The sequence below is a fragment of the Methanosarcina sp. genome (assembly GCF_035390745.1).
Lineage (GTDB): Archaea > Halobacteriota > Methanosarcinia > Methanosarcinales > Methanosarcinaceae > Methanosarcina.
This window is the reverse complement of the sequence record NZ_DAOOUJ010000004.1, coordinates 23,280-40,412: the sequence shown is the minus strand read 5'-3', so window position 1 is coordinate 40,412 and position 17,133 is coordinate 23,280. Positions and strand designations below refer to the sequence as shown.

20 protein-coding genes are annotated in these 17,133 nt (G+C 44.6%); 11 read left to right on the top strand and 9 right to left on the bottom strand.

What is annotated here, in order from left to right:
• Positions 1 to 3: 3 nt before the first annotated feature.
• From PLL47_RS02210 to PLL47_RS02200, 3 genes are read right to left on the bottom strand one after another with little or no spacing between them, the layout of a single operon-like run.
• The gene (locus PLL47_RS02210; RefSeq protein WP_324444305.1) at positions 4 to 1,758 is read right to left on the bottom strand and encodes a formylmethanofuran dehydrogenase subunit A; all 1,755 of its coding nucleotides are present in this window, start codon (positions 1,756 to 1,758) and stop codon (positions 4 to 6) included.
• Complete coding sequence (locus tag PLL47_RS02205; RefSeq protein ID WP_324444303.1) at positions 1,759 to 2,799, bottom strand: 4Fe-4S binding protein; 1,041 nt, start codon at positions 2,797 to 2,799, stop codon at positions 1,759 to 1,761. It abuts the gene before it with no gap.
• Positions 2,800 to 2,817: 18 nt separating this feature from the next.
• Positions 2,818 to 3,387, bottom strand: a complete 570-nt coding sequence (locus PLL47_RS02200; RefSeq protein WP_324444301.1) for an FmdE family protein — start codon at positions 3,385 to 3,387, stop codon at positions 2,818 to 2,820.
• Between the two features lie 841 nt (positions 3,388 to 4,228).
• Between PLL47_RS02200 and PLL47_RS02195 the strand changes: the two genes are divergently transcribed.
• From PLL47_RS02195 to PLL47_RS02155, 9 genes are all read left to right on the top strand, one after another.
• Positions 4,229 to 4,852: a class I SAM-dependent methyltransferase gene (locus PLL47_RS02195; protein ID WP_324444299.1), complete on the top strand. Its 624-nt coding sequence runs from the start codon at positions 4,229 to 4,231 to the stop codon at positions 4,850 to 4,852.
• Positions 4,849 to 4,995, top strand: a complete 147-nt coding sequence (locus PLL47_RS02190; protein ID WP_324444297.1) for a hypothetical protein — start codon at positions 4,849 to 4,851, stop codon at positions 4,993 to 4,995. Before PLL47_RS02195 ends, PLL47_RS02190 begins: the two co-directional genes overlap by 4 nt.
• Positions 4,996 to 5,024: 29 nt before the next feature.
• Positions 5,025 to 6,665 carry an ABC transporter substrate-binding protein gene (locus PLL47_RS02185; protein ID WP_324444295.1) on the top strand — a complete coding sequence of 547 codons (1,641 nt, stop codon included), beginning with the start codon at positions 5,025 to 5,027 and terminating at the stop codon, positions 6,663 to 6,665.
• A 131-nt stretch (positions 6,666 to 6,796) separates the two neighbouring features.
• On the top strand, positions 6,797 to 7,738 hold the full coding sequence (locus PLL47_RS02180; RefSeq protein ID WP_324444293.1) for an ABC transporter permease: 942 nt from the start codon (positions 6,797 to 6,799) through the stop codon (positions 7,736 to 7,738).
• Positions 7,739 to 7,742: 4 nt separating this feature from the next.
• Positions 7,743 to 8,486 (top strand): ABC transporter permease, encoded by a 744-nt coding sequence (locus PLL47_RS02175; RefSeq protein ID WP_324444291.1) that lies wholly within the window; start codon positions 7,743 to 7,745, stop codon positions 8,484 to 8,486.
• A 3-nt stretch (positions 8,487 to 8,489) separates the two neighbouring features.
• Positions 8,490 to 8,645: a hypothetical protein gene (locus PLL47_RS02170; RefSeq protein WP_324444289.1), complete on the top strand. Its 156-nt coding sequence runs from the start codon at positions 8,490 to 8,492 to the stop codon at positions 8,643 to 8,645.
• The gene (locus PLL47_RS02165; protein ID WP_324444287.1) at positions 8,642 to 9,583 is read left to right on the top strand and encodes an ABC transporter ATP-binding protein; all 942 of its coding nucleotides are present in this window, start codon (positions 8,642 to 8,644) and stop codon (positions 9,581 to 9,583) included. The genes PLL47_RS02170 and PLL47_RS02165 overlap by 4 nt, the downstream gene beginning before the upstream one ends.
• Positions 9,559 to 10,266 carry an ABC transporter ATP-binding protein gene (locus tag PLL47_RS02160; protein WP_324444284.1) on the top strand — a complete coding sequence of 236 codons (708 nt, stop codon included), beginning with the start codon at positions 9,559 to 9,561 and terminating at the stop codon, positions 10,264 to 10,266. Before PLL47_RS02165 ends, PLL47_RS02160 begins: the two co-directional genes overlap by 25 nt.
• On the top strand, positions 10,263 to 11,024 hold the full coding sequence (locus tag PLL47_RS02155; RefSeq protein ID WP_324444282.1) for a class I SAM-dependent methyltransferase: 762 nt from the start codon (positions 10,263 to 10,265) through the stop codon (positions 11,022 to 11,024). Before PLL47_RS02160 ends, PLL47_RS02155 begins: the two co-directional genes overlap by 4 nt.
• A gap of 84 nt (positions 11,025 to 11,108) precedes the next feature.
• Here the strand turns inward: PLL47_RS02155 and PLL47_RS02150 are convergent, their stop codons facing one another.
• The 6 genes from PLL47_RS02150 to PLL47_RS02125 form a co-directional block, all read right to left on the bottom strand.
• Positions 11,109 to 12,170: an ABC transporter ATP-binding protein gene (locus tag PLL47_RS02150; RefSeq protein ID WP_324444280.1), complete on the bottom strand. Its 1,062-nt coding sequence runs from the start codon at positions 12,168 to 12,170 to the stop codon at positions 11,109 to 11,111.
• A gap of 62 nt (positions 12,171 to 12,232) precedes the next feature.
• On the bottom strand, positions 12,233 to 12,922 hold the full coding sequence (locus PLL47_RS02145; RefSeq protein ID WP_324444278.1) for an ABC transporter permease: 690 nt from the start codon (positions 12,920 to 12,922) through the stop codon (positions 12,233 to 12,235).
• Positions 12,923 to 13,034: 112 nt separating this feature from the next.
• Positions 13,035 to 14,030 carry an ABC transporter substrate-binding protein gene (locus PLL47_RS02140; protein WP_324444276.1) on the bottom strand — a complete coding sequence of 332 codons (996 nt, stop codon included), beginning with the start codon at positions 14,028 to 14,030 and terminating at the stop codon, positions 13,035 to 13,037.
• Between the two features lie 168 nt (positions 14,031 to 14,198).
• Positions 14,199 to 14,885: a type IV pilin N-terminal domain-containing protein gene (locus PLL47_RS02135; protein ID WP_324444274.1), complete on the bottom strand. Its 687-nt coding sequence runs from the start codon at positions 14,883 to 14,885 to the stop codon at positions 14,199 to 14,201.
• A gap of 111 nt (positions 14,886 to 14,996) precedes the next feature.
• Entirely contained in the window at positions 14,997 to 15,854 is an 858-nt protein-coding gene (locus tag PLL47_RS02130) for a DUF5803 family protein (RefSeq protein WP_324444423.1), read from the bottom strand.
• Between the two features lie 189 nt (positions 15,855 to 16,043).
• Positions 16,044 to 16,301 carry a hypothetical protein gene (locus PLL47_RS02125; RefSeq protein WP_324444272.1) on the bottom strand — a complete coding sequence of 86 codons (258 nt, stop codon included), beginning with the start codon at positions 16,299 to 16,301 and terminating at the stop codon, positions 16,044 to 16,046.
• 179 nt (positions 16,302 to 16,480) lie between these two features.
• Here PLL47_RS02125 and PLL47_RS02120 point away from each other — a divergent pair, with 179 nt between their 5' ends.
• Together PLL47_RS02120 and PLL47_RS02115 are read left to right on the top strand one after the other, a co-directional pair.
• The gene (locus PLL47_RS02120) at positions 16,481 to 16,786 is read left to right on the top strand and encodes a signal recognition particle protein Srp19 (RefSeq protein WP_324444421.1); all 306 of its coding nucleotides are present in this window, start codon (positions 16,481 to 16,483) and stop codon (positions 16,784 to 16,786) included.
• Positions 16,787 to 16,839: 53 nt separating this feature from the next.
• Positions 16,840 to 17,106, top strand: coding sequence for a hypothetical protein (locus PLL47_RS02115; RefSeq protein ID WP_324444270.1), 267 nt, complete (start codon positions 16,840 to 16,842; stop codon positions 17,104 to 17,106).
• Positions 17,107 to 17,133 lie beyond the last annotated feature (27 nt).

Below are 17,133 nucleotides of genomic sequence, written 5' to 3'. Positions count from 1 at the left end.
ACTTCACCTCTCACCGTTAACCTGTATGGGAGTTGGGTTTTCCAGATATTTCTCCGGAGTAGGGTAGTTGGCAAAACCAAGAGTATAGTACCTGAACCACTCCTTCACGTCAGCCAGCATCTCTTTTTCCCGCTCGTTTTCAACATGCACTTCGGAATAGTAAGTCCGCTTCTCGGGCAGGGAAACAATCTCTCCCTTTACAGCAACGATTTCGCCGCCCTTTACGGTGTATTCTGCCTTCCTGAAAGCCCTGAGAAGAGCTTCATAATTGTTTGCGTCAAGCTGCTGCGGGTTTATGTTGTAGACTGTAACGTCTCCATCCGCACCCACACCGAGAGAACCTTTTCTGTGAACCATACCGATTGTCTTTGCAGGGTTGGCTCTGGTAAGGATCGCAAGGTCATAGAGGGATAGCTCACGGTTTACGCCACCGAGTGCACTCCTGTCATTTGCCCACTTGTGGCACTCGCTAAAAGTCTGCTTCCTGAAAGCCTCGGACATGATCCAGGTCATAACCTCAGGATATTTAGTAAACGGCCCGCCGTTGGGACTGTCTGTGGTCATGATTGTCTTCCAGGGGTCATTTATAAGCAGGAGACATTCAAGACCCATTGCCCATTGCAGGCTGTGAACAGGATTGGACTTGAGGTAGGTAAATGGAATGACGCCTGAGCCGCATTCCATTTCAACGTCAGTGTTCGACCATTTGTTTCCTGTAAGGGCATAAATATCGTGGATGGCAGGTCCGTCTCCTGTCATGACTGTCGCTTCTCCGAAAGGAGTGCATCCGCTGTCGATTACCACATGGTCCCTGTTGTTTATGTAGTCTGTAATATCCTTAACACCGGATTCGCAGTCTGCCCATGTTGTGCCTGCAAAACTGTTGAACATCATGTGAGTGAGGTATACGGAACGGTCCCTTGAAGGGTCCATTTTGGTTTCCGCCCATTCGACATCCATGTTCTGTTTTGTCTTTACCCCATCAGGGATTTTGAGGGAATCCTTGGTAATTGCATAGCAGCCAGGGTGTCCCAGGTTGTTTGCATGCAGATGGAGGGGCATCGGCATGCCGAGGGTTTCGTTGATTTCAGTAAGCCCTTTGATGATCTCTCTTGGGGTGACCTCGAAGTGGATGTTGGTTTCGTCAAGAGAATGTATGTTCTTGCCCCATGCCCAGTTTTCAACTCCCGCGGGGTTGACACATTTGATCCCGTAGGTCTTGTGGGTCTTCATCATCCAGGCAACATAAGCAGCCGCCTTTTCCATGTCGCCGTTCCGGAGGTAGCGCATCAGGAAAAAGTTGTTTCCGAGAACAAGGTAACCGCCCATATCAAGAAGCGGAGTTGCACACATTTCTTCATGGGTGTGCCGGGCTTCGAGAGGAGGAACCGCAGCTTCAAAAACCGTTGTGTAGCCCATTGCTGCGTAATCGTATCCCTGTTTGTAAACAGAGGGGACGGTATATCCTGAACCTGAATGGGTGAGCGCAGTTTTCTTAAGATTTGCTTTATAGTGGTCTTCAGGGCGCATCGACCTGCCGGCATTAACCTTTGCACCTGCAACGTGGGAGTGGGAGTCAACCCCTCCGGGCATAACGGTCATTCCTGAGGCATCGATAACTTTTGACGTTTTCATTTCGGCTGCAGAAAGCTCTTTTACTACTTTCCCGCCCCTGATGAAGATGTCCATTTTCTCCCCATTTATCTCGTTGAGGGGATCAAAGACGTATCCGTTCTTGATTGCAATTGTTCCTGCCATTTATTCCACCTCTTTTTTCACAAGCCAGACCGCATTTACAGGGCAGATAAGGGCGCAGGTCCCATCCCCTCCGCAGCGTTCCTGGTTTACGACCGAAACTTTCCCGTTTCTGACTTCAAGGATAGCTTTTTCATCCATTTCGTACAGGTAGCCGGCAGCAAGTTCGCGGTTATCGAGAGCGTTTACCGGACAGACGATCACACAGTTTCCGCAGCCAAGGCAAGCATATTCATCCTTTTCGATGCGGGTGCGAAGCGCGGCGGCAGGGACAGGAGCTTCAATCAGCTTTTTCTCGAGGACACCCTTTTTCTCCATTTCCGGAAGAATTGCAGTTTTTCGGACATCAATGGCATCCACAGGACAGGCAACCGCACAGGCTCCGCAGTAAATGCAGGCGTCAGGCCGGTGTGTTATCTTTTCAACCCTTTCTCCGGATTTTGCTTTTTTATTGAAAAGGGCATTTGCAGGACAGACATCAATACATGTGTGGCAGGTCTGGCAGACATCTTCAGCCCTGGTCCAGCGCCCTTCAAAGGGCTTTTCCACGGAAATAGCGTTTACAGGACATACTGCAGCACACCAGCCGCAGTGGACGCAGCACTCGGTATCAATATGGGTCTTTCCGACCAGCTTCAGTTTTCCGTCTGCTGAAATTTTCCGGGTAACCTCAATACAGCCCTGGGGGCAGATATCCTCACAGAGACCGCAGTGGACGCAGCTTTCGGTTACTGACGTTGGCCTCACTGCCTTTGAGATATAGGACATGTCTGTGAGGGGTTTTCCTTCCTGCTTCAATTCAAGAGCGCCTGTGGGGCAGACTTTTGCACAGATCCCACAGACAAGGCACTCTTCACTTTTTGCCATTTCAAGAAAATCAGCATCCAGTAACCCTCTAGCTACAGCTCCCACGGCACCTATAGAAAGGGTGCCTTTGGGGCATGCCTGTACGCAGGTCCCACAGCCAATACATTTTTCAGGCTTATAGACCAGCTGCCGGTCTTTTTTCTCGGAAAAGACTGACAATCGCATCTCATCTTGCATTTTATTTACCTCTCAACGTTATTCTGTGCATCCGCCGCACAGCAGCTCATTATCGTGTTGAATGAACATTTCACCGCATTTTTCGCAGCACTGTATCCGCTTTTTCATTCTAACCGGAACTTCCAGGTCCATAAATTTCCAGGAATACACCTTTTCCCCGGCTTCCAGAAGGATAGGCACAATTTCTTCATGGTGAAACTTTTCAGTGTTAAGGTACCAAGCATGGAGTTTGGGATAGTCTTTCGTTTTTTCAGGATCAAGGTAGATCCTGATACCTTTTATGCCGTTCACTCCTTCAGGTGCCTGTTTGTTTACCGTGACCGCCATTTTCCCAAAGTTATTGATCTTCAACCCGCCGTTCCCGATTGTGGCTCCGGAGAGGATCTGGAAGGGGTCGGGCATGCAGCTTTTTGTTTCGCAGGTCACGTATATGCGCTCCCCTTCCCGGACATTAAGCTCCCTTCGTGCAATATTGAGCATCTGAATGCCAATTAATGCCCCTGAGGTAAGGAAGCCGTGAAAGGGGACGACCTTTTCAATCTGTGAAAGCAACTCAGGGTCCTTTACCTGCTTCAGGATCGCTTCCATGTTGTGTTTCTCTTGATCTGAATTCTTATGCAATGTGTACACCACCGTGGGTTTCACCGTTATGTTCAAATAAACATAACGCTAAAGATATTGAATATAGATAAAGTAAATAAGGTAAATGTTAGACAATCAGGTGATTTAGAGAAATTAATTATGTAAATTCCAACATAACGCAGAAGGATACACTGTATTTATAGGTAACTTTTTTACAGGACTTATTTATATTTGTAATATGGGTTGGGGCGAAGTTTCAACATAAAGGACAGAGTCCCACGTAATCGGCCGGACACAGAAAAAAACACCAGCCAGAACTCTACAACTTCCAGATATGTAAAGCTCAACATATCTATAAAAGCGGAAGACAGGGCTTTCGCGCTCAAAATATATAAACAGGTATTTTATAAAATTATCGATCAAAAAGAGATTTTCCTTTAAAAACAGAGAATAATGAGAACTTTTTTAACAAAATCCCGCTTGTCCCTGGGAAACAAAATATGTTAGTGTTCCGGGCAGCCTGTCTGAAATCTTCAGGAATTTCTATCCTGTGCCCAGACCCGAGTTCAACCTGCCATGTTATGATCGCATAAAAACGATACAAAGAAAAATTAGCGTGAAGAAGTTTAGCCATCTGAAACAAGCTTTCATGGCGTAAAACCCCTCGAAAAAGAGAAGCTTCTAATTTTCAACCGTGTACCAGATAAGACATCCGTAGATAACAGTATCGTTTTTGTAATCACAAAAATAATAACACTGGAACTTAATGTTACAAAAAAAGATAATAATTACAATTAGTATTACAAAATAGAAAATTATTAATTATAAGATAGGCAAGTACTGATTGATGTCTTCTTCAGAAATCCAGATCAAAGAGATGGTAGCCCATAAATGGGACCTTGCATCCGAAACTTTTGATACTCATGCCGGGCACGGGATTCAGAGCCAGAGAGAAAAAGATGCCTGGAAGCGTGCTTTTCAGGAAGTTTTTCCGAAAAAGGATTTAAAAATTCTTGATGTCGGCTGCGGGACAGGAGAATTAAGCTTGCTGTTTGCTGAGATGGGGCATAAGGTTACTGGAATTGATATTTCCAGACAGATGCTGAAAACAGCAAAAACAAAGGCTGAATCCCGTGGAGCTGACATAACCTTTGAGGAAGGAGACGCAGAAAACCCTCCTTTTGATACATCCTCTTTTGACATTGTGTTCAGCCGCCATCTTCTGTGGACCCTTCCGAACCCAAAAAAAGCCATCGAGAACTGGAAGAGGGTTCTCCGGAAAAATGGGAAGGTTGTGATTATAGATGGAGTGTGGGACAGCGGGACCCTGGAGTCCAGAGTCCGCAGAAGTGCAGGCGCCCTTTTAACCCTTCTGCTTGAGAGAAAAGATCCCAGAAAAGGGCACGCCGGATATTCGGATGAACTTAAAGCCCGGCTCCCCACGCCGGAGGGGCTCCACTTGAAAAAGTGAAGGAGTACCTGTCGAATACGGGTTTTGAAAAAATCCAGGTTTTTGACCTGAAAGAGGTAAGAGAGGCCCAGAAAGAAAACATGCCTTTAGGCGAACAGATTGTACGCAGTTACCAGTACTACCTCATCTGCGGCCGGAAGTAAAAATCATTAAAAAAAATGGAGATTCCGAAATGAAAAATAAAAGCTCCCCCCTGTTTGTATTGTTAATTATCCTGCTGACCTGCTCCTTTCTGGTGATTTCCGGATGCAGCAGTACAGAAGAAAGCGAAGAAAAAGAAGCAGTCTCCGGGATGGAAATGGCATCAGGATCTGATGCTGCCTCGCAGGCAGAAGGAAACTCTGAAGATAATACACTTGTACTTGGTGAAATGTGGGAAATCGACTCGATTAACACTATTGACGGAGACGGTGGAACGCTGATCTGCGAGAAAGCTGCAGTAACCGAAACCCTCGTTGGTGCAAATGAAGACTTTTCCCTGAAACCCGGGCTTGCAACTTCCTGGGAACAGCTTGATGAAAACACCTGGGAATTTAAGCTAAGAGAGAATGTTACCTTCCATGATGGAAGCCCGATGACTGCAAATGAAGTCAAATTCACCCTGGAGAAAGTCACTGAAGCAAACCAGAGGGTTGCTTCCATGCTCAAAATAGATTCCATGGAAGTAGTTGACAACTATACCCTCAAAATCAAAACCACTGAAATAAATCCCATCCTGCCCGGAATTCTCCATTATCCCGACACTGCAATAATAAGCCCATCTTCTTTTGACGAAAACGGAGAGTTCGTAAAACCCGTAGGAACAGGCCCGTATAAATTCGAATCCTTTGACGAGCAGACCAGAGTCCTAACTGTAGTTAAGAACGAAAACTGGTGGGGAGGAGAAGTAGGGCTTGATAAAATGGTCCTTAAAGGAATACCTGACCCGAACACAAGAGCGATGGCAATCGAAAATGGGGAAGTTGACTTTACTGTTGATGTGCCCTACAGCGAAACTGACAGGATTGATGCTATAGACGGCATTAACGTGGAGAAATACAAAACTCCCAGGGTCTACAAAATCGACGTCAACCTGAAGCATGAACCTCTTGAAGATGTCAGAGTCAGGCAGGCGATGTCCTATGCCATTGACAGGGCAGAAATCGTTGAAAACGTGCTCTATAATGTAGGAGAAGCTGCTGCAGGCCCCTTCCTCCCCACAATGGTCTGGGCAAATAAGAACCTGAGCCCTTACACAAGGGACCTTGAAAAAGCCGATGAACTCCTGACAGCCGCAGGCTGGGTGGACACTGACGGAGATGGAATAAGGGACAAAGATGGAAAGCCTCTCAAGCTCAACCTGATAACCTATTCCGCAAGGCCAGGACTTCCCCCAATGGCTGAAGCTATGGCTGCCCAATTGAAAGAGGCAGGCATAGATGTGGAGACAGAAGTGATGGAGATGGGGGCAATAGATGACAGAAGAGAAAAAGGAAACTGGGACCTTTACCTTGCAGCCTACAACATTGCAATGGTTCCTGATCCTGAATATATTCTGACAAACTGGTACATGACAGGCGGACCTGACAACGGACCCGGGTACTCAAATCCGAAAGTTGATTCCTTGATAACGGAAGCCAGAAAAATCACTGACCTCGAGGAGCGCTATAAGAAGTTCAATGAGGTAGAAGCCATCGTGTACGACGAACAGCCCATGATCATTGTGGCTTACTACGGCTGTGCAATTGTAAAGAAAGATTACGTAAAGGGCTATGTTTTCGACCCTACCGCCCACGATTACCGTATAAATGCAGAAATGTACCTCGAAAAGTGAAAACAAGAGGATTCTTGATGGGGTGCAGAGCTAAGGTCTGTGCCCCTAAATTTCCTTTTGAATTTCCCTTCACCAGGAGTAACACTGGATAGATAGGCAATCCTGCCTTCTGTCCATTTAGAGGAGGAAACATGAAATATTTCTTAAAAAGGGCAGGTTTCATGGCATTTACGGTTTTTGCGGTCTGTGCCCTGACTTTTTTCCTTATGAACGTGATTCCGGGGGGCACGGCGGAGTTAATTCTCAAGCACACCCTCGTAGGGCTGGAAGAAAGTGCAACCGAAGAGCAGCTCAGCCAGATATCAGGAAGGTACAATCTTGATGACCCCCTTTACCTTCAGTTTTTCATCTGGGTAAAAGAAGCAGTATTGAGAGGAGATATTGGAACCTCCTATGTCTATAAAAAACCGGTCTTTTATCTTCTGGCTCTTCGCCTTCCGGCAACTGTCCAGCTTGCAGGGGCAAGTATGGCGCTTTCAGTGCTTGTGGGAGTAAGCCTTGGAATTTATTCTGCCCTCCGGGAAAACCGGATTTCAGACCACATCCTGAGGGTTGTAACGCTTTTTGGGGTTTCTATGCCAGGTTTCTGGGTAGCCCTGCTTCTTATCCTGGTATTTTCCCTGAAGCTGAAACTTGTGCCTGTGGCAGGTTATGGAAGCCTGGAAAACCTGCTTTTACCTGCAGCAGCTCTTTCCCTCCATTCCATTGCTTCGGTTATGAGAGTCACAAGGACAAGCATGCTTGAAACCCTGGGGCAGGAATATATCAGGTTTGCAAAAGCCAAAGGACTTCCTTTATGGAAAATCATAAGCCGGCACGCCCTTAAAAACGCAATGCTCCCTGTCATTACAGTGATTGGTTTTCAGATGGGGAGCCTGCTTGGAGGAGCTGTTGTTATTGAAAAGATCTTTGCCTGGCCAGGGATAGGGAGCCTTCTTGTGGACTCGATTTCGGCAAGGGACCTGCCTGTTGTCCAGGGCTGTGTGCTTGCGATTGTTACGATGTTCCTACTTGTGCATTTCCTTGTGGATATGCTCTATACGCATCTGGACCCGCGGATAAGGTACGGCTGATACTATGGACAATGCATTTGCTGACAAATTAAGAAAAAAAAGCTTCTTACTGCCTGAAGCTTACGGAAACGAATTTGCAAAAAGAGTTTTCCAGAGAAAAGATATGCTTTTTGCTCTGGCAGCCCTTTTGCTTTTCATCGGGATCGCCCTTTTTGCTCCCCTGATATCTCCTTATGACCCCAACGCCATTGACCTGAAGAACAAAAACCAGAATCCTTCAGAGGAACACCTTCTGGGTACAGATTACCTTGGAAGGGATTTGCTCAGCAGAATCCTGATAGGAGCCAGGACTTCTCTTTCGATTGCCTCAGGGGTGGTGTTCATTTCCCTGTTTCTGGGAACTGCGGCGGGTTGTGCAGCAGGTTATTATGGGGGACTTATGGACGAAAGCGTTTCAAGGGTAATTGATATCTTCCTTTCTTTTCCCGGAGTCATATTTGCCCTCGCGGTTATGGGGGTTCTTGGGGGCGGGGTTTTCAACCTGATGCTCGCCCTCTCGATTGTCCACTGGGCAAAGTACGCAAGAATGATGCGGGGACAGGTTCTTTCCATCAAAAAACAGGAATTTGTTCTTTCCGCCATAACAGGCGGAGCCGGAGACTTCTACATAATCCGGAAGCATATCGTGCCCAATGCAATAGCCACTCTTCTCGTGCTTGCAACAATCGATTTCGGACACGTTATTCTCTCAATTGCCACGCTGAGTTTTCTCGGAATAGGGCTACCTGCAGATGTACCTGAATGGTGAGCAATGCTTTCCGCAGGCAAGGAATTCATGAGGACAGCCCCTTACCAGACAATCTTTCCCGGGCTTGCCATAACCCTCATTGTGGTCATCTTCAGCATCCTGGGAGACGGCATGAGGGATATTCTTGACCCTAACCACGATGGAGGTGAAATCTATTGAGCCTGCTTGAAATAAGAGACCTCTCCATTGAGTTCCCCGCAGGAGAAAATACCGTAAAAGCAGTTTCTCACGTCTCTTTTGAGGTAAAAGAGGGAGAGACCTTCGGCATAATAGGGGAAAGCGGATCTGGAAAGTCAGTAATAGGACTCGCCGTGCTCAGGCTTCTTCAGGCAAATGCAAAGGTTTCCGGAGAAATACTTTTTCAGGGGCAGGACATTCTTTCCCTTAAACCTTCAGAACTTCGGAAAATCCGGGGCAAACAAATCTCCCTCATGCCCCAGAACCCTGCAGGAGCCCTTAACCCTGTCCTGAAAAACAGGATTCAAATGGAGGAAGTGTTTGAGGGAACCAGGGCAGAAAAAAAAGAAGGAATGAGAAAAGCCCTGAAACTTATGAAACAGCTCTTTTTGAGAGATCCCGAAAGACTTTGCAGCCTCTATCCTCACCAGCTTTCCGGAGGCATGAGGCAGCGGCTGATTGCCTGCATGTCCCTTTCCTTTGAACCCGAAATTCTGATTGCGGACGAACCAACAAAGGGTCTTGACCCTGAAGCGAAGGCAGGTGCAGTTGACCTATTCACCAGAATAAAAAAAGAGTACGGAAAGACAATGCTCCTGATTACCCACGACCTTGACCTGGCTCTTGAGGTATGCGACCGCATAGCAGTGATGTATGCAGGAGAGATTGTGGAGCTGGACGGGGCTTCAAAAGTCCTGAGCATGCCTCTTCACCCTTATACAAAAGGTCTTGTCCGGGCTCAGCCTCGAAACGGGCTTGTACCTCTTAGCGGACAGAGCCCTAGCAGGATAAGTCTTCCTGACGGCTGTTTTTTCCATGAAAGGTGCAGGTACTCAAATATTGAGTGTTCAAGAAAACACCCTGAAATGAAAAATCACAGAGGAGGTCTGGTAAGGTGCCACTTCCGGTCCTTGTGGTAAACGGACTGGCAATGAGGTTCGGAACTACAGAGGTGTTCAGAAACGTCAGCTTCTCAGTAGACCGCGGAGAGACCCTGGGGCTTTTCGGAAAAAGTGGGTCGGGAAAAACCACTATTGGTAGATGTATTGTAGGGCTTGAAAGACCAACAGGAGGAGAAATCCTGGTCAGGGGGGCGGATATCCTGAGCATGGGAAAAAAAGAGTTTCGGAAACTTCGCCCTAAAATCCAGATGATTTTTCAGCACCCTGAGACTTCCCTTGACCCCCGCATGAAAGCCTTTGAAAACCTTATCGAACCTTTGAAACTTCATTCCGGGCTTGAACACGATGACCTCATGATGAGAGGAGAGGAACTGGCAGAACTTACAGGCCTGCTCCCGGAACACCTTTCCCGCTATCCCGGCCAGCTCAGCGGAGGCGAGATCCAGAGGATAGTGCTCGCAAGAATCATGGCTTTATCTCCGGATTTTATAGTCGCTGACGAGCCAACTTCCATGCTTGATGTTTCAGTACAGGCACAGATCCTGCGCCTTATGCAGAAATTACAGAGGGAAACAGGCGTTTCTTACCTGCTGATATCCCATGACCTTGAGGTGTTAAGGAAAGTCTGCCACAGGATCGCCTACCTCGAAAACGGGACCATTACCTCAATTGAAAACATAAACAGAGGAATAAAAATATGACCATTCAGGAAAACCAGATCAAACAGACTATTGCCCGCATATGGGATATCTCGTCCGAAACCTATGACAGCCATGAGGGGCACGGGATTCAGAGTGAAGCTGAAAGAGAAGCCTGGAAAAATGTATTTAAAAATCTTCTCCCTCCGGGCAGGCTGAAAGTGCTTGACGTGGGCTGCGGGACATGCGAAATAGGGCTGTTATTTGCTGAAATGGGACACCATGTCACAGGCCTTGACCTTTCGGAAAAAATGCTTGCAAAAGCCAGGGAAAAAGCTTCCAGAAGAGGATTTAACAGTGTTTTCAAAAAAGGAGACGCTGAAGCTCCTCCTTTTGAGGCAAGGTCATTTGATATAGTTGTTAACCGCCACCTCCTCTGGACTCTCCCGCATCCCGATACTGCGGTCATGAACTGGAAAAAGGTGCTCAGGAAAGGAGGAAAGCTTATTGTTGTTGACGGGGTCTGGAATGACGGTTCATTCGAAACAAAAATAAGAAGGCTTGTAAGTGATTTCTTCACTCTGCTTGTTGAAAGAAGGAACCCCAGAAAAGGCCATTATTCCAGAGAGATCGATAGCGAACTTCCCAACAGGCATGGAGTCCCCCCAGAAAAAATGCTTGAATACTTCAGGGCTGCAGGATTCAAAAATATCAAAGACCTGGACCTGAAAGATATTATGGAACTTCAGAAAAAGAAAATGCCGTTCAGGAAACGGATAGCCTATAACTACAATTACCATTTGATCTGCGGAGAAAATTAAGATCGCTGGAGAGATTTTCCAGGATCTTAACAGGCAGTTAAGCAAATACAAATTATCCTGAAAATCAAGTCAATCAATTATGATTTAAAATACATGAACAGCAGACGCTTTAAAATATAACCAGATACTGGTTCCGATAGAAATATTGAGTTCATTAAGGGACTCGCGAGTTATAAAAACGGTGAACAATTCACCGGTGTCCACTAACAGCTTTATTAGTGATCCGGTGTCGATTATTTCATTAACTTTACCCTGAATTGTATTTCTGGCACTGGTCTGTACCTTTTCCCTGGATATTGTTATTTCATCAGGCCTGATAGAAAAATGAACTTCACCTTCTTTTTCCGTTACGGCAAATACAGTTATGGAACCTGTTTTTATCTTTGCTAAACCGTTTGAACTGCTCTCAATACTGCCGCTCATTATATTTTCAATGCCAACAAAATCAGCCACAAATCTGTTTTTCGGTTTTCTAAATATCTGATCAGGCGTTCCGGACTGCAGGATCTGGCCATTATAAAGTAAAACCATCCTGTCTGCAAGCTTCTGGCCCTGTAAAAGGTCATGAGTGGTCATTATCACGGTTGTCTCGGATTCGCGATTAATTTTCAGGATCAGTTCTTCCAGTTTCTTTTTAGAGATAGGATCAAGATTTGCAGTTGGTTCATCCAGCAATAGCAGCTCAGGATCCGTAATCATTGCCCGTGCAAGTGCAAGCCTTTGAGTTTCCCCCCCAGATAATTTAAGAGCATTTCTATTCTCGTAACCTGGAAGTCCAATCAGCTCAAGGAGTTCTTTAATCCTCCCGTCCATATTCTCTTTTATTCCCCTCACTTTCAAACCATAGGCAATATTGTCATAAACGCTTGCTTTAAAAGCAAGAGGCTTCTGGAAAACCATTCCAATTTGCCTTCTTATATTCAGCCGGGTTTTACTGGATTCATTAGCATCGGCACCTTCAAAATATACAGTTCCGGAGGACGGCTTTTCCAGTAAATCAATTAATCTGAGCATAACAGTTTTTCCAGAGCCGGTCGGTCCAGCAAGAGCAGTGCTGGTTCCCTTTTCTATTTGCAGGTTAATATTCTTTAGAACCTGGAGATTTCCATAATTTTTGTAAATTTCTTCCAATTCTACTATGTGCATCGTTAAACCTGAGCTAACTTTTTATTGAAGAAAGCTTTCCACTCAATTTGAAGAGGATACAATTAATCTTTACCCTGCAGATAATTCAATAGTAAATTGATAATTAGAGAAAGAGAAAGAAGTATAAATCCTAATGCTATTGAAAGTACCAGATTACCTCTGGAAGTTTCAAGGGATATGGCAGTTGTAAATGTTCTTGTAAAACCTCTGATATTGCCCCCAATAAGTATAGCAACTCCCACTTCTGAGATGGCCCTTCCAAAACCAAGTATAACAGTGCCCATTATAGCATAACGAGCTTCCTTTATGATGGTGATTATGGTTTGATAAGTGCTGGCTCCCAGAGATATCGCCAATTCTTTTATCTGGGTGCTGACCCCGACAAGAGCAGTGATAGTAAATCCGATAAGAAGAGGCAGTATCAGCAGTATCTGCCCTATTATCATTCCGGTGGGGGTAAAAAGAAGTTTTAAAAACCCGAAAGGGCCCTGCTGGGAAATCAGCAGGAAAAGAAAAAGCCCTACCAGAACTGTAGGAACGCTGTAAAGGGTTTGAATGAGATTTATTATGGAGCGTTTTCCCCAAAATTCATAGTAGTAGATAATTCCACCGATGGGAATTGCTATTAAGGAACCTATGAGTGTTGCAGTTAACGAAATGTAAAGGCTTAATTTCGTTATCTGGATCAATTTGGGATCAAGCTCTATGATTAGTTCTATTGCCTGAAAAATTGCCTGGATAATTTCATTCAAACGACCACCTGAACTTTGATACACCTTGTAATTTAGTGATCTTATAGTTTATGCGCTTATTTCAGGTTCTTCGAGTTTTTGGCTAAAAAATAATTAAGGGTTTAATCCATCCTCAGGATGGCAAACCCTCAGATATAGGAGTAAAAAGAGGTTGCCCATATTGTTCTTTGCCATAGTTTCCGATTATTTCCTGCCCTTCAGGAGAAATAAGGAAATCTACGAAGTTTTGAGCCCCTTCATAATTAACATTTGGATGTTTTTCTGGATTCACTGGCATAGCTGCATAAACATTAAGCAGTTCATCGCCCGTTGTTACTATTGGTACAATCTCGATCCTTCCACCGTTAGTATATGCAAGGAATGTTCCAGAGTCAGTTAAGGTATAAGCATTCTGTTCATTGGCAAGTAAAAGGGTTTCTCCCATACCTCTGCCGCTTTCAATGTACCACTCGCCCGAACTGTTAACTTCACCATAACTTACACCAGTACTTTCCCAGATTTTTTTCTCCCTTGCATGTGTACCAGAGTCGTCTCCGCGGGATGCAAATTTAACCTGATCGGAATTGTTTTGACCCTCTTCCATTATCTTGCTAAATGCCTCTGTAGCGTTAAGGTCTTCTATTCCTGCGGGATCATTTTCAGGCCCCACTATCCAGAAATAATTATATGCTATTTCCGTACGGTTTGTACCGAATCCATTACTTACAAATTCTTCTTCCCGGCTTTTGTCATGAGTAAGAAGAACATCAGCATCTCCTCTTTCACCGTATTGTAAGGCTATGCCTGTACCTCCGGATATAACCAGCACGTCTACTCCAGGATATTTTTCTTCAAATGCTGCCTCTATCTCTTCCAAAAGCCCTGTATCTTCTAAACTGGTTGTAGTAGAAACTATTAGTTTTGACGCGTCTGATTGTGAGGTTGTGGCAGTATCCGGTTCCGTAGTCTCTGTGGTATTCGGTTGCGTTGTAGTAGTATTTAGTTGCTGTTCGGTACCTGTGCATCCTATTGCAAGGAACACGCTAAGCAGAATTATCAAAATAAAAAATACTCTTCTCATACTCTTCTCCATAAAATAGTATTTTGTTAGAAATGTATATTTGAACATAACGGACACGGTTCTCAAGTTATTTATTACTAATCTTACAAAAAAAATTAGAAAATAGTCGCTGCGGAAATATTTGGAAAAAAGTACGGGCAATTGGACAGAGGATTAGAAAGTTAGACTACATTATTTATTACTTGGGGTCATTAAGCTACAGCACGCTTGTATTAATCAATCTGGAAGCTGGACAGTAGCCTTTCTTTCAGCAATAACATTTCTGCCTTTAAGGTCAATGATTTTCAGAGTTATTTCAGTGCCCTGTTTAAAACCGTAATTATCAGAAGTATTCCCGTTTCCGTCCACACTAACTTTTACACTGGATTTAACGTTCCCTACCGCACTATCCTGCCCGCAGAGAACAAGCCTTTCCCCGACATCCCACGAGCCGTCTGCGAGAGTAGCATTGTTGTTAACAGCATAGCATGTGGAATTTTTTCCTATGGAGCTTAAATCCAGGTAGAGGACGGAGAGTTCCCCTCTGAGAGAACTACTCCCTTCATGACCTGGAATGCCCCTGTAGGAATTTCCATACCCGGAAATCCTTATAGAAATAGAGTCTAAGGAAAGGGAGTCACCTCCTTCATGCATAAGAATGATCCTGTTTTCTTCACACCGGACCCTCTCAGCCGTAGGCCCAACTCCGTAAAGCCCACCTTCACAGGACTCAAGATCTATGTTTGCAACAGGAGGCTGAAGATTTGTCCTGCTTCCGGAGAGATTTAAGCTGCTAATAATCACCCCGGCAAGTACAAATGTAATTAGCAGAAGGAGAAGAGAACCAACAACAGGAGAGAAACCTTCTGGTGCGGATCTTAAGAAATAAAAGAATTTATGCCGGATACTTCCCCACGCCTTCATCAAGTAGATAATACGCAGATCCTGAATAAATAATTACCTTTCAGTCTAAAAAAAGACATTCTTTAGTATAAAAACGAGAGTTGGAGGTGGGGAAAATTCCTGGCCCTTGAGTTATTTCCTTTTCCGCTGCCCTTTCCGTTCGTACTCCTTTTCGAGTTCGAAGATTTCCCTGACGCTTTCCAGTTCCTTTCTGCTTCTGGAATAGCGTGAAAGCACAATAACAACCCCGAAGAGCAGGGCTACAATTGCGGCAAAGAAATACATAGGCGCAGATTCAATATAATATTTAACCTGAATAGCTTCCTCACGTTCTCCCATTTCGGAAGAAATCCACAGAAGAGTCTGCCTTCCTTTTTCATCAAAACCTGTGTCAGAAGGTGAAGGTCTTGCTATGCCAAAAACCCTGTTACCCGTAACATAGCCCTCAGGGAGAACTACACGGATGAACTCGGAGTCAGGCTTCACAAAGGTAAAACTCTGTGTTCCAGAGGTCTTAAGCGTATATGCAATAAAACCTGTAACAGGTTCCTCAAATTCAAGGTTTATTACCTTCATGCCCCGGGAAACATCCTGTGTGAGAGTATAATTCACTTCCGAAAAGTTGCTGCTATTTGAAAGCCTCATAAAGGTTTTTGAACTCGCAGCAGTTTCGTTTGCAGGTTCTACCAGAAGTACGAAGTTTTTAATGGGATCCTCATCTGAACTCCCGCCAAGGGTATCGGGAGGGAAAATTTCAAGCTTGCTGCTATTTATGACGAGATGAACAGCCTGTACTTCGATTTTGTTTTCCAGAACATAGTATGTGGTGGTATTTACCGGAGTTTCATTACCCCACTCGTCCAGAGAAGCCTCAAACTCATAGCTAGAGATGTTACCGGCATCCAGATTGATCTCTTTTTTCTGGTCAATACAGCCCGATATGAAGACCACCAGCAGGGCAAGGAGTATAAACACATTTATTGCTTTCATTTTCACGGAAGAATTCTCCCTTGAACTTGAAGCGATCTCTTTTCAGCTTGTAGCATGTTTTGTATGTAGAGCGAAGAGCTGCAGGATCGTAACAGGTCAGTCTTTACCCTATGCTCTCTCTTCTTAATAAACAAAACGGACAATCAAATCAAAACTGAATTGCTACTCTCTAACAACGTCGTCTGAAGCTCAGGTCCTGGTTTCTCCTGAAGAACTCAAATATCTTTCTACCATAGGCCAGTCAATTTTTTTAATGTATTTTGCCTGAAGTTTGGAAACGTAAAGAATATTGCTGCCAACAAGAATTTTCATATCAGAGGGTTTTGGAGAAATTTCTCCGAGAGGAATAAGTACAGGTCCATCCTGGGAAGTGGAAAGCCTGAAGTCCTGCCCAGTCTTCCTGATGTAAGCTCTGACTTTATCATCAATTGAAAATGAAGGGATCATAAAACACACCGTGCAGAAATTATCCGGGAAAGATAAATAATTACAGGTTATAAGATTGAAAAACGGAATAGTTTCATTAATAATGAGAAACTCAGGACAATAAAAAAGTCAGAGATTGTAGCAGCTTCCGGGCAGTTTTAAATTTGATGAAAACAATTTAGGACGCAGATAACATGATGATGAAAGATAAGGGAAAACTTGTAATCTGGCCGGCATATATCGACCAGACAAAATCCAGAAGCAGCGGGAGGATCATTTCCCGAAAAAATGCCATAAAAGAGCCTCATCTGAATGAAATCAAAGAAGCTGCCAGGCAGCTCGGCCTGAACCCTGAAGTGGAGCCTGAGAAAGCATATCCCAAGTCGTGGTGGGAGGTTAGCGGGAGAGTGCTTGTAGACGATAAGGGCCCAAAGTCCGTTATTGCAAAACAGATCGCTTTAGCAATTAAAAAAATGAGAGGGCAGGAAGTACCTGCAAAACCGTAAACATAAGTTTCTCTGACTTTTATATTATTTCAAAAACAAAACCCACAGAAGATATGACCGGAAACAACAAAAAGACGCTGCCTATCATAAATAAAAATACTTCTGACAGTTCCGAAAAAGAAATCCGTAGCACATACAAAGAAATAATCCCTGGATGCGCATGTGGAGCTGCTTCATGTGAAAACTGTCCCGGAATTTCTGGGATGGAAATGGGATCTGACTGGAAAACAGGTTACAGAAACGTTTTCTCGTACCTCAGGATTGTAGCAGTGATCCTCGCAGCTACCTGGATTTTAAAGGAAGCTTTATCCATGTTTTAACCGCGGCAGGATAGAACAACCTCAGAT

Bases quoted from the DNA above. Each gene is read 5' to 3' on its own strand.
- PLL47_RS02210 (WP_324444305.1), bottom strand. From the start codon at position 1,758: ATGGCAGGAACAATTGCAATCAAGAACGGATACGTCTTTGATCCCCTC.
- PLL47_RS02205 (WP_324444303.1), bottom strand. From the start codon at position 2,799: ATGCAAGATGAGATGCGATTGTCAGTCTTTTCCGAGAAAAAAGACCGG.
- PLL47_RS02200 (WP_324444301.1), bottom strand. From the start codon at position 3,387: ATGGAAGCGATCCTGAAGCAGGTAAAGGACCCTGAGTTGCTTTCACAG.
- PLL47_RS02195 (WP_324444299.1), top strand. From the start codon at position 4,229: ATGTCTTCTTCAGAAATCCAGATCAAAGAGATGGTAGCCCATAAATGG.
- PLL47_RS02185 (WP_324444295.1), top strand. From the start codon at position 5,025: ATGAAAAATAAAAGCTCCCCCCTGTTTGTATTGTTAATTATCCTGCTG.
- PLL47_RS02180 (WP_324444293.1), top strand. From the start codon at position 6,797: ATGAAATATTTCTTAAAAAGGGCAGGTTTCATGGCATTTACGGTTTTT.
- PLL47_RS02175 (WP_324444291.1), top strand. From the start codon at position 7,743: ATGGACAATGCATTTGCTGACAAATTAAGAAAAAAAAGCTTCTTACTG.
- PLL47_RS02170 (WP_324444289.1), top strand. From the start codon at position 8,490: ATGCTTTCCGCAGGCAAGGAATTCATGAGGACAGCCCCTTACCAGACA.
- PLL47_RS02155 (WP_324444282.1), top strand. From the start codon at position 10,263: ATGACCATTCAGGAAAACCAGATCAAACAGACTATTGCCCGCATATGG.
- PLL47_RS02150 (WP_324444280.1), bottom strand. From the start codon at position 12,170: ATGCACATAGTAGAATTGGAAGAAATTTACAAAAATTATGGAAATCTC.
- PLL47_RS02140 (WP_324444276.1), bottom strand. From the start codon at position 14,030: ATGTTCAAATATACATTTCTAACAAAATACTATTTTATGGAGAAGAGT.
- PLL47_RS02135 (WP_324444274.1), bottom strand. From the start codon at position 14,885: ATGAAGGCGTGGGGAAGTATCCGGCATAAATTCTTTTATTTCTTAAGA.
- PLL47_RS02130 (WP_324444423.1), bottom strand. From the start codon at position 15,854: ATGAAAGCAATAAATGTGTTTATACTCCTTGCCCTGCTGGTGGTCTTC.
- PLL47_RS02125 (WP_324444272.1), bottom strand. From the start codon at position 16,301: ATGATCCCTTCATTTTCAATTGATGATAAAGTCAGAGCTTACATCAGG.
- PLL47_RS02120 (WP_324444421.1), top strand. From the start codon at position 16,481: ATGAAAGATAAGGGAAAACTTGTAATCTGGCCGGCATATATCGACCAG.
- PLL47_RS02115 (WP_324444270.1), top strand. From the start codon at position 16,840: ATGACCGGAAACAACAAAAAGACGCTGCCTATCATAAATAAAAATACT.